12 protein-coding genes and 1 tRNA gene are annotated in these 16,418 nt (G+C 48.8%); 7 read left to right on the forward strand and 6 right to left on the reverse strand.

Annotation, left to right across the window (positions count from 1 at the left end; all coding sequences use genetic code 11):
• The first annotated feature begins 32 nt into the window (after positions 1–32).
• A complete protein-coding gene (locus tag IC617_RS06335; protein ID WP_191144139.1) occupies positions 33–1,055 on the forward strand; it encodes a glycoside hydrolase family 43 protein in 1,023 nt (340 codons plus the stop codon).
• Here the strand turns inward: IC617_RS06335 and IC617_RS06340 are convergent.
• A complete protein-coding gene (locus IC617_RS06340) occupies positions 1,033–1,989 on the reverse strand; it encodes a hydrogen peroxide-inducible genes activator (RefSeq protein ID WP_224745838.1) in 957 nt (318 codons plus the stop codon). The genes IC617_RS06335 and IC617_RS06340 overlap by 23 nt on opposite strands.
• 313 nt (positions 1,990–2,302) lie before the next feature.
• Here IC617_RS06340 and katG point away from each other — a divergent pair, with 313 nt between their 5' ends.
• Positions 2,303–4,516 (forward strand): catalase/peroxidase HPI, encoded by a 2,214-nt coding sequence (gene katG / locus IC617_RS06345; protein WP_439651246.1) that lies wholly within the window; start codon positions 2,303–2,305, stop codon positions 4,514–4,516.
• A 140-nt stretch (positions 4,517–4,656) separates the two neighbouring features.
• Here the strand turns inward: katG and IC617_RS06350 are convergent, their stop codons facing one another.
• Positions 4,657–6,285 (reverse strand): sodium:solute symporter, encoded by a 1,629-nt coding sequence (locus tag IC617_RS06350; RefSeq protein WP_191144141.1) that lies wholly within the window; start codon positions 6,283–6,285, stop codon positions 4,657–4,659.
• A gap of 213 nt (positions 6,286–6,498) precedes the next feature.
• Between IC617_RS06350 and IC617_RS06355 the strand changes: the two genes are divergently transcribed.
• The 4 genes from IC617_RS06355 to IC617_RS06370 all read left to right on the forward strand — a co-directional run bounded on the left by IC617_RS06355 (position 6,499) and on the right by IC617_RS06370 (position 9,804).
• Entirely contained in the window at positions 6,499–7,215 is a 717-nt protein-coding gene (locus tag IC617_RS06355) for a FadR/GntR family transcriptional regulator (RefSeq protein WP_191144142.1), read from the forward strand.
• A gap of 103 nt (positions 7,216–7,318) precedes the next feature.
• The gene (locus IC617_RS06360) at positions 7,319–8,083 is read left to right on the forward strand and encodes an SDR family NAD(P)-dependent oxidoreductase (RefSeq protein ID WP_191144143.1); all 765 of its coding nucleotides are present in this window, start codon (positions 7,319–7,321) and stop codon (positions 8,081–8,083) included.
• A gap of 148 nt (positions 8,084–8,231) precedes the next feature.
• A complete protein-coding gene (locus IC617_RS06365) occupies positions 8,232–8,918 on the forward strand; it encodes a sulfite exporter TauE/SafE family protein (protein ID WP_369410374.1) in 687 nt (228 codons plus the stop codon).
• Between the two features lie 34 nt (positions 8,919–8,952).
• A complete protein-coding gene (locus IC617_RS06370; protein WP_191144145.1) occupies positions 8,953–9,804 on the forward strand; it encodes a transporter substrate-binding domain-containing protein in 852 nt (283 codons plus the stop codon).
• Here IC617_RS06370 and IC617_RS06375 read toward each other — a convergent pair.
• From IC617_RS06375 to IC617_RS06390, 4 genes are all read right to left on the reverse strand, one after another.
• Complete coding sequence (locus IC617_RS06375) at positions 9,769–10,083, reverse strand: hypothetical protein (protein WP_191144146.1); 315 nt, start codon at positions 10,081–10,083, stop codon at positions 9,769–9,771. The two genes, IC617_RS06370 and IC617_RS06375, sit on opposite strands and share 36 nt — an antisense overlap.
• Before the next feature lie 283 nt (positions 10,084–10,366).
• Positions 10,367–10,443: transfer RNA gene (locus IC617_RS06380), tRNA-Ile, on the reverse strand.
• A gap of 210 nt (positions 10,444–10,653) precedes the next feature.
• Complete coding sequence (locus IC617_RS06385) at positions 10,654–13,812, reverse strand: efflux RND transporter permease subunit (RefSeq protein ID WP_191144147.1); 3,159 nt, start codon at positions 13,810–13,812, stop codon at positions 10,654–10,656.
• Between the two features lie 10 nt (positions 13,813–13,822).
• Positions 13,823–14,974: an efflux RND transporter periplasmic adaptor subunit gene (locus tag IC617_RS06390; RefSeq protein WP_224745840.1), complete on the reverse strand. Its 1,152-nt coding sequence runs from the start codon at positions 14,972–14,974 to the stop codon at positions 13,823–13,825.
• A 274-nt stretch (positions 14,975–15,248) separates the two neighbouring features.
• On the opposite strand from IC617_RS06390, the gene IC617_RS06395 reads away from it, so the two are divergent.
• Positions 15,249–16,286, forward strand: a complete 1,038-nt coding sequence (locus tag IC617_RS06395; RefSeq protein ID WP_191144148.1) for a flagellar hook-basal body complex protein — start codon at positions 15,249–15,251, stop codon at positions 16,284–16,286.
• The last annotated feature ends 132 nt before the right edge of the window (positions 16,287–16,418 follow it).

The raw sequence follows: 16,418 nt of genomic DNA on the forward strand, positions 1-16,418 counted from the left end.
TCAGTACCCACGCAACTTCAGATATTACTGCCATGCACCGACTGATTTACTGTTCCACTCTTTCTTTGCTGAGCCTTGCCGCCATCGCATCGGCTTTCGCCGCAAGCAAATCAAGCCACTCCCATCATTTTGATAATCCCATTGTAGAGCAGCGCGCCGATCCTTGGTTGGTACGCCATGACTCCGGTTGCTACACCTTTATTGGCACATCTCCTCAGTTTGACCAAATTGAACTGCGCCAGTCTTGCGATCTCAATCAGCTCGATAGCGCTACCCCAAAAGTGATTTGGCAAAAGCATGATAGCGGCCCGATGAGCTTAAACATCTGGGCGCCGGAGCTGCACCAAATCGATGACCATTGGTACATCTACTTTGCCGCTAGCTCTGTTGAGCAACCGTTTAATATCCGCATGTATGTGCTGGCTAACGAGCATGAGAATCCGCTCGAAGGCGAATGGCAGGAACGCGGCCAGCTGACCACCCATATCGATAGCTTTTCCCTTGATGCAACGGTATTTGAGCATCATGGTCAGCATTATCTAGCTTGGGCTCAACAAGATGCCGAAGCCAGCTACAATTCAGCGATTTGGTTGGCCAAGATGAAGTCGCCAACTGAAATTGAATTGCCGCCAACCTTGCTCACCGAGCCGACTCTAGACTGGGAAATTCAGGGCTATAAGGTCAATGAAGGGCCTGCGGTGATCGCCAAGCATGGCCGAATTTTCATGACCTATTCCGCGAGTGCGACGGATCATCGCTATGCCATGGGATTGTTGCACGTGCCAGAAGATGCTGATTTGCTCGATGCTAGCGTATGGCAAAAATCGCCCCAGCCAGTATTTGCCACTAATGCGGAGTTAAGCCGCTTTGGTCCAGGCCACAATGGTTTCGTCAAATGTCCGCAAGGCGACCATGATTTGATGATTTACCACGCTCGTGACTATCAACAGCTACAAGGCGGCCCGCTGGGTGATCCTAATCGTCACGCGCGTCTCCGTGTTGTTGATTGGGATGAACACGGAATGCCTGATTTTAGGCCAGCTGAAGCGGATTGATGGCTTTGGCTTTGCGGCTGGCTGAATGCTGCTGTAGCGAGTCGGCAAACATCTTTTTTAATACTTCGATGTCAGTGACTCGGACATAATTCGGCCGAATGATGATGGCAATGCGACGATGGGGCCCCGGCTCATTAAGGTGAATTGCTCGAAGTTCAGAGTGACCTTTTAGCAGCTGCTCCAACGCCATTTCCGGCACTAGCGTAGAGCCGACTTTACCGGCAACCATTTGAATTAGAGTATTCAAGCTGGTTGCCGAAAATTCCTGACCTTGCTCTTCTTGTTGCATCTGACATGCGGCCAATGCTTGCTCTTTTAGGCAGTGACCATCTTTTAATAGCATTAACCGATCTAATTCCAATTCATTGCTGGCAATTTCTTTGGGGTACCCCGGATATTCATCGCGATGGCTGATGAGGTAGAAATCTTCAGCCCAAAAATCAAATGCCATCAGCCCTTCTATTGGGAATGGAAGCGCCAAAATGGCGGCGTCTAAATCGCCATGGCGAACCATATCAACCAGTACGTGGGACTGATCTTCAACTAGATGCAGTTTGAATAGTGGGTAATTCGCGCGAACCTGAGGTAGCACTTTCGGCAGTAAATACGGTCCAATGGTTGGAATGACGCCGAGCTTCATCGGCGCGCTCAGGGCCGTCGTGGTCAATTCTGAAATTTGGTGCAACTCGTCGAGCGCCAACTTCACGGCTTGGGCTTTGGTGATAAATAGTTCGCCCTGATAAGTCAGCAGCACTTGTTTGTTATTTCGCTCGAAAACCTGAAATCCAAGCTGCTTTTCCATTTCATGAATGGCGGTGCTCATCGCCGATTGCGAGACGTTGCTGGCCTCCGCTGCTTTCTTAAAATGAAGGTACTTTGCGACGGCAAGGGCGTAGTTTATTTGTTTGATAGAAATCACTTTTTTATCGACCAAGGGTGAATGCCATGGGGTTATTCAAACAGGTCGAGCATGGTTATTCCATATGGCCAGCTGTGGGACCTTGGCCGATTTTCATGAATACGCCTAAATCGTCACGTAACATATTGTTTGTTAATGTTTTGTTGGCGTGATTGTTTTTAACGATTGAATTAATAGAAGACTATCTTCCGTTTTATCAAATTGTATGATGAATCAAGCTCCCTAGACTGATCAATTGAAGTTGTTTGCTCTTAAAGACAAGCTCTAGGTGAATAAAATGAACGTACAAAAAAGTTATAAACTATCCACGTTGGCCGGCGTGATTGCCATGGTATTTGCGAGTCACTCCCTGGCCGCTGACAACCAAATCAGCAAACCCAAAGGTGCAGTGGGGCAGGGAACTGTCGCTAGCAACCAAGCTAAACCCAACCTGTTTTGGTGGCCCGATCAAATCGATTTGTCGAGCCTCCGCGACCACGATAGCCGCTCTAACCCACTGGGCGAGGATTTCGACTACAAGGAAGCGTTTGCTCAGCTTGATATGGCGGCTTTGAAGAAGGACATCAACACGGTACTGACCGATTCGAAAGATTGGTGGCCAGCCGACTGGGGACATTATGGCCCTTTATTTATCCGCATGACCTGGCACGCAGCTGGCACTTATCGGACGCTTGACGGACGTGGTGGTGCCGGCGGAGGCCAGCAGCGATTTGATCCACTCAATAGCTGGCCTGACAACGGTAACCTCGACAAAGCGCGGCGCTTACTGTGGCCGATTAAGAAAAAATATGGTGAGCACATCTCATGGGGCGACTTGATTGTTCTGGCAGGGAACGTTGCGCTGGAAAACATGCGGTTCAAAACCTATGGCTTTGCTGCCGGTCGTGATGATGATTGGGAGCCAGACATGGTGTACTGGGGCCCTGAAGTTGAAATGCTGGCCAGTGACCGTCGCGATGCGGATGGCAAATTGAAAAAGCCGCTGGCTGCTGTTCATATGGGCCTGATCTACGTCAACCCAGAAGGTCCGGGCGGCGTGCCTGATCCCCTAGCTTCAGCTAAGAATGTGCGCGAAGCCTTTGCTCGCATGGCGATGAATGATGAAGAGACCTTAGCGCTGATCGCCGGTGGCCACACCTTTGGTAAGATGCACGGTGCCCACAAAGCCAATAAATGTCTTGAAGCCGAGCCGGGTGCTGCAGGGCTTGAAGAGCAAGGTCTAGGCTGGAAAAACAACTGTGGTAAAGGCCATTCAGAAGACACAGTCACCAGTGGCCTGGAAGGTGCGTGGACCCAAGCGCCAACCCGCTGGACGTCGCTGTATTTATCCAACTTACTGACCTTTGAATGGAAGCAAGCGCGCAGCCCTGCTGGTGCTATTATTTGGGTACCAACTGATGAGTCGCTGCATAAAGTTGTGCCAGATGCTCACGTCAAAGGTAAGTTCAATCCGCCTGTGATGAACACTGCTGATTTGGCGCTGAAGTTCGACCCAGAGTACCGTAAAATTGCTGAACGATTCCTCGCCGATCCAGAAGAGTATCGACTTGCCTTTGCTAAGGCATGGTTCAAGCTGACCCACCGTGATATGGGGCCGCGCGATAACTATCTGGGCAACGCATTCCCCACAGAAGAATTGATTTGGCAAGATCCGATTAGCAAACCTGATCATCCGCTGGTTAATGACAAACAGGTGGCGCAAATAAAGGCTCAGATCCTCAAGTCCGGCTTGAGTGTGTCAGAGTTGGTGAAAGTTGCTTGGGGTGCTGCAGCCTCTTATCGTGATTCTGATATGCGTGGCGGCGCCAATGGTGCGCGCATTGCGTTGGCCCCACAAAAAGATTGGGCGGTCAATAATCCGGCAGAGACTGCGCGGGTGGTAGCTCAGCTTAAGAAAATCCAAAAACGCTTCAACCAGTCATCTGGCTCGGCGAAAATTTCGCTAGCCGATACCATTGTGCTGGGCGGAGCGGCTGCGATTGAAAAAGCCGCGAGCGATGCCGGTGTTTCGATTACTGTGCCGTTTGTTGCTGGTCGTGGCGATGCCACTCAGGCGCAGACCGATGTCAATTCGTTCTCGCTGCTTGAACCTCAAGCTGATGGCTTCCGCAACTACTATGCTGAAGGCTATTACAAGTCGCCGACTCAAGCCTTGGTTGATAAAGCGGATCAACTGGCCTTAACTGTGCCCGAAATGACGGTGCTGGTTGGTGGTATGCGCGTTCTGGGAGCCAACACTGATGGCAGCCGCCATGGGGTATTGACGGACAAGCCGGGCACCTTGAGCAATGACTTCTTCGTCAATTTGCTGGACATGTCGACCAAGTGGCGCAAAGCTGGCGAGATCTATGAAGGTATCGACCGCAAATCAGGCAATGTGAAGTACACCGCGACGCCAGTCGATTTGATTTTTGGTTCTTCATCAGAGCTGCGTGCCGTGACTGAGGTCTATGCTTTTGACAATAGCAAGCAGCGCTTTGTTGAAGACTTTGTCGCCGCATGGAGCAAAGTGATGCAGGCCGACCGCTTTGATTTGAAGTAACCAGCAGGTAGATTGAAGTAAACGGCGAACTCAGGTTCGCCGTTTTTTTGTCGGAATAAAAAAAGGGCGCCTTCGGCGCCCAACTTACTGATAAGGGATACAGTAAGGTAAAGGTATTGCTAGAACGGGGGGAAGAGCAGTTACCAAAATCTGAAGTAGATAAATGCGGTGATACCAATGATGCCGGCGGTGTGGATGTAATCCCACTTGTCGATACCCGCTTTGACTTCTTGAATCGTCTGCTTATCAATACTTGAAAACGTTAAGCCGTGAATTTGTTCGTTGCTTGCTGGCTTGGTGAAAATGCTGACCACAATCATCAGAGCAACAACCACAACAAACAGCAAAATGCAGAAATACAGCCAGTTCATGGTGACAACCCATTCAAATGAGCTGCCAACTAAACCGTCTTTGAATGGCAGTAACACCAAACGAATCATGCCTAAGATAAAGCCGCTGACTAAGCCAACAAAACCAGCCGTCGGAGTGATGCGCTTGCTACACAAACCAAGCAGGAATACGGCGGCAATACCCGGGGCAATCAATGACTGGACACTTTGCAGGTATTCGTACAATACATCGGCAATAAGGCTCATCACTGGGATCCAAAGAATACCCAAGATCACCACCACTACGGTTGCCAAACGGCCCACTTTCAGCAAGTGTTTTTCGCTCGACTCGGGCTTGAACTTCTTATAAAAGTCGATGGTGAACAGTGTTGCAGATGAGTTGAACAATGACGCCAGAGAACTCATTAATGCCGCAACCAAACCGCCAATGACAATGCCTTTGACGCCGGAAGGTAGCAATTCGGCGACTAAAGTCGGGAATGCCTGATCGGCCGTTTCATAGCTAATAATGCCTTTGGCGTTGAGTGCTGCTGCGATCATGCCGGGGAATAGGAAGATGAACACTGGCAATAGCTTCAGGTAACCGGCAAACATGGTACCGCGACGAGCTTCTTTAATGCCTTTGGCTGATAGTACCCGCTGCACGATGTACTGATCGGTACACCAATACCAGAAACCAATAATGAACGAACCAAAGACGATGCCAGGCCAAGGGAATTCTGGATCAGATGCCGAGCGCATGAGGTGTAAGTTGGCTTCATTAATTCGCTCTACTTCCGCCCAACCGCCGACTTGGTCAAGGCCGACGACCAAAATCACGATAGAGCCAATAATCAGCACTGGTGTTTGCAATACTGATGTCCACATGATCGCTTTCATGCCACCCAGTACCGTGTAAATACCGGTGATGATGACTAAACCAAGGGCCGAAATCCAAAAGAAGTCGATGCCCCAAAGGCTTTCAATGCCGAGGATGGTCTTGAACGCTACGCCGCCGGCGTAAACAGTCACGGCCACTTTAGTGAGGACGTAACTGACCAGTGAAATGACCGATAAAAAGGTTCGTGAGGCAGAGTTGAAACGACGCTCGAGAAACTCGGGCATGGTGTAGACCTTACTGCTCCAGTAAAACGGCACGAACAACCAGCCTAGCAGCAAAATAATCCACGACTGCAATTCCCAGTGGGCTAACGCCATGCCCGATTGTGCGCCAGAGCCAGAAAGGCCAACCAAATGTTCTGAGCCGATGTTGGATGCGAAGATTGATGCCCCGATAACTAACCAGGTTGCGTTTCGCCCTGCCAAGAAGTAATCAGCGGTATCTTCTTCTTTGCTGCGCAATGACATGATGACAACAGCAAGAAGAAGTACAAAAAAGCCTCCGAGAACGACCCAGTCTAGGGTGCTAAGTTCGATCATTAGGTATCCATTCGGTTAAAAGTGTTATAGGCATATTATATTACAAATAAATAAGAGCAAGGGATTGAAAGTGACGTGAGTCACATACCCATTGGTATTGTGGGTAAATTTTCGCTGTAAGGAGCGGTGTTGCCGTTTCTGCTTAGTGGTTAGAGAGGGTATACTTCAGCGTAACATCATATTATATACAGCTAATTAACCAGAGGGATACGCATGGTGCGCTTTGAAAAGCAGAACTTGTCTCAGCGGATGACTGACGAGCTCGGCAAGGCAATTGTTGCCGGTAAATATTCGGCCGAAGCCGGCCTGCCCACCGAAGCCATGCTCTGTGAGGAGTACGGTATTAGTCGGACGGCTGTTCGAGAAGCGGTCAAAATGTTATCGGCTAAAGGGCTGATCTCGTCTCGCCCGCGGCAAGGTATCCGATTAGAGCCTGCTGAAAAGTGGAATATGTACGACACCAGTGTACTTAGGTGGTTACTCGAAAGCAGTCCATCACTGCGCGTACTGAAAGAGTTTTTGCAAATGAGGCTTGCCATCGAGCCGCAGGCCGCGGCATTGGCCGCTCAGCATGGCGACGCAGTCGCGGTTGATGCCATTGGCGATGCGGCGCAGCGAATGCTTGATGCTGCCGCCGATCCTGCGGTTGACTTGATGACGGCAGATCTTGATTTTCACACGTCAATTCTGCGCGCTAGCGGCAACCGATTCTTTTTCCAGTTGCGAGATTTTGTCAGCACCGCTTTGAATGTGTCGATTCAACATACCACCCCAGCTAAGGGCAATGTGTTGTCGATTGCGCAGGATCATTACAAGATCTATGAGGCAATTCGCAGTGGCCAGGCGGAACGTGCCAAGAACCTAATGACGCACTTGATTGACGAGGCCATGGTGTTCATCGAAAAGGAAATCGAAAAAACCTCGAATTAGTGCTTGATGTAACACTATTTAGGTTTTGTTTCCTCGCTTTTAGGCGTCCTTTGATAGGATTGCCAGCCAGTTGGTTGTTTTATCGATGTTTGGTTGACGACACATGTTGAATAATGGCGAAACTATTTATCCATCCTTAAAGGATAAGGTCGTTTTTCTGTCAGGCGGCGGCACGGGGATCGGCAGTACCATTGTTGAGCGATTGTGCCAGAATGGCGCGAAAGTCGCCTTTGTTGATGTCGCTGTGGCCCAGAGCAAGGCGCTTTGTGCAGAGCTAAAAGACAATACCCCGCTATTTATTGAGTGCGACGTACGCGATATTGAAGCTTTGCAACAAGCTATTAGCCGAGTTGCTGAAACATTCGGCACCATTGATGTCGTGATCAACAGTGCCGCAGATGACTCGCGGCATTGTGCCGATGATATTTCTGTTGAGTATTGGGACGAGAGCCAAGCACTTAATTTAAGACATTATTTTTTCGCCACTCAGGCAGCAATCCCCTATATGAAACAAAAGGGCGCGGGCTGCATCATTAATATGGGATCGGGTAGCTGGCGTGCAAAGCAAGCTGGCATGCCTGCGTACACAACCGCTAAAGCCGGTATTGAAGGGCTAACCCGCTCGCTAGCTGCTAAATATGGCCGTGATAATATTCGAGTGAACACCCTGATCCCCGGTTGGGTGATGACCATCAAGCAGCGCAGTACTTGGGCGACAGAAGAAGTGATTGCTGATTTACTCGATGCCCAATGCTTGAAAGATCAAATAAAGCCAAATGATATTGCCAATGCGGCACTGTTTTTAGCTTCCGATGACAGCAGAATGATCACAGCCCAGACTCTTGTCGTTGACGCGGGTTGGACCTAACTCTCTAGTTTCTCCAACACACCAATCATTAACGGATAGATTGTCACACAATCTGTCCGTACCTCTAGACAAACATCTTATTATACTATAATAGTATTCATGTCATTTTGTATTGGTAGTTGCTGTGATTTTAAGTGTGTCTATCTTCGTGCTGCTGGCGGCAGGAGCTTGCTTACAATCAGTCATTGGCTTTGGCTTTGGCTTATTGTGCGTGCCTCTGGCGTACTTATTGATGCCGGAGTTAGTACCAGGGCCAATGATTATCGCCGCTTTGGTGATCACCGGATTGCTCGCCATACAGCACCGCAAAATGATTTGCTTTAATTACACGGTTGGCGCTGTATTAGGCGGCTCAGTAGGTATCGCTATCGCTACGGCCGTTATTTCGATTGTGCAGCCCAGTGATTATCGCTTTCTGTTGGGTGTTGTGATCCTCGTGGCCGTATTGTGTTCCTGTTTGGGGATGGTGCCACCACTCAATTCATTTTCTAATTTATGTGCTTCTTTTCTATCTGGGTTTATGGGCGTGACTTCCGCTGCCGGTGGCGCGCCGATGGGCTTACTCTATCAGTCAATGCCCAGAGAGCAGTCACGTGCGAACCTTAACGTTTTCTTCCTCTATGTGAATATTATCGGAGCCGCTTGTTTGTGGGGTGTTGGCTCATTTAATTTATTCCAAATCGACTATTTACTTATTTGCATTCCCCCAGTCTTCATTGGTTGGCTCATTGGCCAACTCATCACTGCTCGCCTGAACGAAATATTGTTGAAAAGGTTGGTGCTGTTGAGCGCTGCCTTTTCTGGTGTATGGATGGTTTCTACATCTTTATTTTAGGAGTGCAAACTCCAGTCACGGCAAGGAAATAACAATGATAAAACTGGTAAGGGCAGCGGCTCTGATATTGTCTGTGTCTGTCTCATGGTTCTGCCACGGTGAGCCTCGGACCATTGTGTTTAATAATGACCCAGCTGAAAAAGAGCAGTATTTAGTTGGGCTGTTAAAGCTCGCAGCGGAAAAAAGCGGCTATGGCTTGATTCCAAAACCGTCGTCGCAAGTGTTGACCGATGCAAAAGCGAGAAAGGAGCTAGAGGCCGGCGATTTGGATGTTTACTGGATGGCCGCCGATCGAACTAACGAAAAGCAATACATGCCCATTCGGATCCCGCTAATCAAAGGCCTGTTGGGCTATCGGATCTTTATCATTAATCAGGGCGATCAAGATAAATTCAACGATGTTAGTGGCTTACCTGAGTTAAAAAACTTGGTTGCTGGTCAAGGCCGATTTTGGGGCGATACACCGATTCTAGAAAATGCCGGTTTGCCACTGGAAACATCGGTTAAGTATGAAAACCTGTTTTACATGTTAGAAGGTGATCGGTTTGATTATTTTCCACGTGCGGTTCATGAGCCATTTAGTGAGATAACCCGCTTTCGCCACCTTGGTCTAACCCTTGAAAATAAACTCATGCTGGTTTACCCGACGGCTATGTATTTCTACGTGAACAATAATGATCCAGAGCTTGCCAGAGCTCTAGAAAAGGGCTTAAACACGGCAATTTCCGACGGTAGCTTTGATCGCTACTTCTATAGTAATCAACTCATCCGCAATGCCTTAGAGAGCACTAACATTCGCTCGCGACGAGTGATTGAAATCAACAACCCATATTTACCCGACGAAACCCCGCTAGATCGTAAGGAGCTGTGGCTTAGTCTTAATTGATGTGGCAACGCCAATCTTTAAGGTTGGTTTGCCTTGCTCTTGCTGGATTCCCCGACAATGCCAATGATCAACATCACCACGACGATTGACCTTGCATTTGAAATCAGCTTTTAGCAATTCTTGTAGTGCATCGATTGAAGTGTTCAGCGACAACCCGTTAATGGCAAATGACTCGATTTCAGCTCGAACCGATTGTTGCTCGGCTAAAACCGATAATGATGAAATGGATACTAAGGTCAGAACAACAATCAATGCGCGTTTACAGTAGCTTTTGAACATAGAGATTTCATCCAAATTGATTGAATTTAGAATGCCTTCACTTAGTCTACGGCCGGTCAAACGTAACTAGCGTTTGCACAACCAGCAACACAGTAGCCGGAGCTCAACTCAGTCGAGTCAGCGAAACTACAGCATAGTTCTTTTTCGCGTCGGCTGTGGCGATTCTCGGAACATTACAACAGCCGACATAACGCGAATTGAAAAGTGGTGTCGCTTTCAGTTGCACAGAGGTAGCACAAGTAAAAGTAGGTAAGTGGTAACTAGCTTGGAAAATCTTTGAAAATGGTGGCCCCACCCCGACTTGAACGGGGGACCAATCGATTATGAGTCGACTGCTCTAACCAACTGAGCTATGGGGCCGTTGTGTTTGCTGGCACTATCGAATGTCGTGCACTGATGCAAAGTGGGCCCGATTATATGAACAGCTCCGGTGGCTGTCTAGGCTTGATTGACGCTTTGTTACCGATGTTCCAAAGTTCTTCCTGATTTGCTTTCTTTTTAATCAAATTCACCAAGATAGCCAATAAAAAGCCCGCTAACGGAAGCGGGCTTTAGAAGGTTTAGCCAATGCTATTGGGCGGTTGCTTCGGCTTGTTTGGCCTGTTTTGATTTGCGGCCCGAGAGGCGTTTGAAAGCGCCTCGGAATAACGTGCCCATATCGTCGAGGATCAGGTATAGGCAAGGCACCAGAACCAGAGTGATGATGGTGGCAAACATGACAGCAAAGCCAAGCGCAACGGCCATTGGAATAACAAATCTGGCCTGTAAGCTGGTCTCAAACATAATCGGTAAGACACCAGCAAAGGTGGTGATGGAGGTTAAGGTAATGGCTCGGAAGCGAGCGCAACCTGCCTCAATCACCGCATCGCGGATGCTGTAGCCAGCAGCGCGGCGTTGGTTGACAAAATCGGTCATCACCAAGCTGTCATTGATTACCACGCCCGCGGCGGCGATGAGACCAAAGGTCGACATCATGCTCATATCAATGCCAAACCAGAAATGGCCCCAGATCGCGCCCGTTAAACTAAACGGGATGACGGACATAATAATCATGGGTTGCGCATAGCTTTTCAGCGGTACGGCAAGGAGCACGTAGACCATGATCATGCCGGCAATAAAGAACAGGATTTGTTCGTTTTGCTGGGCTTGCTGCTCCTCGATGGAGCCGCCTAACTCGGTTTTGACGCTAGGGTATTCCTCCAGCAATTTCGGCAGCAGCTTTTCTTTGATGTCTTCCACCACCTGATTAGGCTCGATGACTTCTTCGTCAATATTGCCCCAGACGTAAACGCTACGGAAACCGCCTTCCCGGCGAATATAGCTGATACCTGGTTTTTCAGTCAGTTCGACGACATCACCAAGCATCACTTCTTCGCCAGCAGGAGTTCGGATCACGGCGTATTTCAGCTCAGCAAACTTTTCCCGCGTGAGGCGAGGGTAGCGCACCATGACTTTGACTTCCTCGCCATCACGCAGCACGCGCTGTGCCTCACCGCCATAGAAGCTCGTGCCGACCTGACTGGCAATCGTGGCCAGATCGAGCCCTAAATCATAGGCTACTGGGCGTAAGCTCAATCGCACTTCTTTGGAGGCCGGATCAATTGTTGAGCTGATATCAAACAAGCCTTCTTGCTGCTGCAGCATGGCGATGAATTCGCGGCCTGCGGCGTTCAGAGTGTCAATATCGGAGCCAAATAGCAGGTAGCCAAATTCGCCATCGCCACCGCCGCTGTTGACATCGTCATAAACGGTAAAGGATTTCATCCCTGCAATGGCGGGGATTTGCTCGCGCCAGCGACGGGCCAACTCAAAGGTATCAAATGGCCGTAAGTCTTCGTCAACCAGAGGCACCACAAGACGGGCTTCGTTGCGGCCTCGATTAAACGCCAGAATGTCGCGGATCATGCCTTGACCAAACTCGGCCTTGGTCTGCTCCTCAATTGCCATAATGGTTGATTCGACAGTGCGCAGCGCATAGATCGTTTGCTCATCAGACACGGTTTCGTTCATCTCAATACTGATTGAAGGAAAGTCGTGAGGCACCTTCGGGCTTGGTACAAATCGAACATAGTTGGCCGCCATCAGGCCAAAGCTAATGAGCAACAGGGCGATAAAGCCTGCCGCAACTAGCCAGCGCCATTCGGTGCAGCGGATAATAAATTGTTTGTAGGGACCATTGATAAAACCAAAAAAGCGGCCATTAAACCGAGCCCGCCAGCTATTGGGTTTAATCGGGGTGAATTTGGTGTGGGCTAAGTGAGCCGGCAAAATCAGCTTCGATTCAATGAGGCTGAATGCCAGACAAAGAATCACCACAACTGCAATATTGTAGAAAAATGCGCCTTCCGGCCCACTGGTAAAGGTAAAGGGAGCGAATACTGCGATGGTAGTGAGTACCCCGAAGGTTGCCGGAGTCGCAACTTTGCGCGCACCGCGAACCACACTATCGACGCCGCCGCCGGATTTCTCCACCTCGGTATAGGCGCTTTCGCCGATGACAATGGCGTCATCAACGACGATACCGAGCACCATGATGAAAGCGAACAAGCTTAGAATGTTAATGCTCACGCCGAAAACCGGCATCAACATCACGGCACCCAAAAAGCATAGCGGCAGGCCAACCATCACCCAAAATGCCAGTCGAAAACGGAGGAATAGACTCAGCATAATGGCGACCAGCACGGAACCTTGCGCCAAGTTTTTCAGCATCATGTCGAGCCGAGCATTGAGGTAGTAGGTCATGTCAACCAACACCTTGAGCTGCATGCCGGCTGGTAGCGTTTCATTGCGCTTCTCAATGAATTTTTTCACTGATTCGGCGACGGGCACCATGTTTTGATCTTTGGTGGCTTTAACCGCTAGGAAAATCGCGTTTTCACCACTGTACTTAAAGTAGTGCTCACCTTCGGTAAACTCATCTTTTATGACGGCAATGTCTTTGAGTAATACTTTGGCCCCATTGGCGCCGATTTTAATCGGAATATTGCGAAACTCATGGCCGTGATAGAACTGGTTTTCCACCCGTACGGAAATAATGCCCGAGTCGGTTCGGAGTTGTCCGGCAGAGAAGTTAGCCGAATATTTACGAATCGCTTCAGCAACTTGCGCCAGCGTTAAGTCGTACTTGCGCAATACGTCGGGCTGAATTTCAATGGCAATTTCATCATCTGGAGCACTCATCTCTACCAAAGACACATTGCTTAGCTGCAACAGCTCATCTTTAATATTGCGCGCCATGGGTTTGAGTTCTGTGAGCGGAAAATCGCCTACCAGCGACATTTCAATAATGTCTTGACGAAACTCGACTTGCGAAATATTGACCGGCTCCATATCTGCAGGAAAGGTGGCAATGCCGTCGACTCTGAGCTTCACTTTGTCGAGAACTTCCGGCAGATCTTTATCTGGAAAGATTTCTAAAGTGACGCGGCCACCGTTGCGCCAGGCGCGCGAAACGCTCTTTTTAATTTCAGTGACATCCTTGAGCGCTTCTTCAATTTTGATTTGAATGCTTTCTTCAATCTCCTGCGGCGAGGCGCCAGGGTAATTGGTATAGATGTGGATATAGTTAATTTCAATGTTCGGAAACATCTGGCGCTGGATGGTCAGATAACTCACCACGCCCATGATAATGATGAAAATCATCATCAAGTTAGCCGCGACCGAATTATGGGCAAAGTAGCCAATCAGGCCGGAGCGGGTGTTTTCCTGTGGTTGCGATTGTTGATCCATAGCTCTGTCCTTAGCGCTGCGCTACTTTGGCATCGTCTTCGATAACTTTTACGACCATGCCTTTTTGCGGATACTCAGGCGGCGTCATCACCAGTAGATCGTTATCGTTGAGTCCTTGGTCAATCAAGAACGACTCGCCTTCTTCGCGCAGCACGCTAACTTGCCGTGGCTGCAACTGCTGAGCTTCGTCAATCAACCAGATTGTGCGATTGGTAACTAAGTCCTGTGGCACTTCAAACACCTTGGATAAGTGTTTACCGGCAAATTTAACTTCGACGTAGCTACCAAATTTAAGCGCCGGCTCATCGCTATTGAGGCTGTATGGGTCGTTAATTCGGACTACCAGATGACTCATCCGAGTGGCGTTATCAACCACACCCAAATCGCGAACAATGGTCGCATTGCGGGTAATTGAACGGCGTCCTTGGGTGGTGACTGAAGCGCTGAGGTTTGTCACATCTTCGGGGACAAAAGCACTGTCAAAACCAGCAATAGGGAATACCACTTCGGCAGTTTCGATACTGCTTAACTCCGCCACCACATCACCCGTATGAACAAATTGGCCGGCACCTAGATCTCGGCTGATCACTAATGCATCGTAAGGGGCGCGTACTTCGCAGTTTTCTAGGTCGCGTTGTGCCAAGCGAAGTGCCGCTGTGGCCGATTGCACACTCGCTTTGGCACTCATTACCTGAGGTTTGCGCAGGTAAAGATCGGAGACTTTGCGATCAGACAGACGTTCGGCCTCTCGCTCCGCTACTTTTGCTAATGCCTCTTCTTCGATCAGCTTGGCTTTGGCTTGGCTCAAGTTGGCTTGCGCTTGCAGCAGCGCCGCTTCATAGGTGTCCTGCTCAATGGTGAACAAAATATCACCTTGCTTGATAAGGCCTCCGGCAACGAAGTTCGGGTTCCAGCTGACAATCTCACCGGCGACTTGCGCTGCGAGCATGGTTTTTTCGAGCGGTTTAACTTCACCAAAGCTGGTGATGGTCACTTGATAGTCGGTTGCCTGTGCCGGCATTACTCGTACCGAAGGGCGAGTATCAACCGGCTCTGCCTCTTCATTTTTGCTGGCCGTTGCATTAATGGTCGCCATTCCCGCGACGCCAACGCCAAGCACCACTAACGGCAGCACGATCTTCATCCATTTTGTTCTGTTCATGACTTTTTATCCCTTGGACATCTGTCTTGGATTTATCTGACAGCATAGTAACGGCTATTGGTAATACAAAGATTAAGAAATTGTAAACAGGTGTAATAACTTGGCGAATAACGACACATTTGAAATGACTTGTTATTTTTTTGATTAAGTTTAATAACTAGTTATTGAACTTATTTAAACTAGGAGTGGTCAGAAACATCGTTGAACGTCAATCAGTTACACATTGCTTGATGAGCAACGCTTTTCTCAAACAATTTGGATTAAGGATTATTCTATGCAAAAAGGAATTTTGGCGGCTGCCATTTGCCTATCCCTGTGTGCGTGTGGTGGTAGTAACTCTTCAAATGCAACAAGTGCAGAAGGAACTGCGTTCGAATTAGTTTCACATGGGGCCGACGATTATTTCACGCTTACTGATATCGCTCCGAGTGAACAAACACCGACTAATGTTGCGACGATTTACTATGCTCAATCGATTTCCGTCAGCTTTGATGACGATGGTTACTTGCGTACACCGCAAAATTACTATGTATTAAGTGCGCCGACTAATGCGGATGGTAGTGTGATTTCTGAGAATTTAACTACAGCGAAAGCTGTTCAAGTTGATTTCGATGGAGATTCAAGCGCGAAAGCAACCAGCTTGTTATCGGTCGGGGTTAATTTACCACCTGATGCTGTGCCGGAAGAGCATCTATTTGGCAAGCCGAGTAGCTGTGGCTTTGATCCTGATGGGTATAACGCATCTTTTAGTACACATGTTTATGACAGCTTGGGGGAAGGGCATCAAGTTGCACTGTATTTTGCCAAGGAGATTGAAGAGACAAGTACGTGGCAAATGCGTGCTGTCATGGATTGCATGGAAATGACGCCGGTTGAAGCTCAAGTGCTTGATTTCAACGAATCTGGTGATCTGGATATTGACGATGCTGATCGTGACGGCATGGTTACCACAGGAGCGGCTGCCTTTGAATATCAGGGCATATCGTTTGACAATGGTGCGGATGAAATGCTTCTGACGATAGACGTGTCAGCAATTATCGCCCGTTTTGGTGTGTTCGAGGTCAGTAAAATAAGCCAGGACGGCAGCCCCTTTAATCAATATGAGACCATGGAAATTCACTCCGATGGTTTAATTCAATTGCGCAGAGACGGCGGCACTTGGCCATTTATTGGCCAACTATTAATGGCTGGTTTTCAATATCCTGAGCACCTCAGCGAAGTGTCAGAAGGGGTTTGGATGCGAACTGAAAGCTCAGGCCAATTCCACCATTATGGAGGTGGTAATATTCAACCAGTGACTTACTCGGAGTAACAGCAATAAGTCTGCAGACAATAAAAAACGCGGCCATTGGCCTAATGCCGATCAGTTAACGACAAACTGATCGGTTGACCGATCTTCCGCAGGCTATATAAAGGTCTTAACTTCTTCAGTTAGGACCTTTTT

The sequence above is a fragment of the Neiella litorisoli genome, from assembly GCF_014773395.1.
Classification (GTDB): domain Bacteria; phylum Pseudomonadota; class Gammaproteobacteria; order Enterobacterales; family Neiellaceae; genus Neiella; species Neiella litorisoli.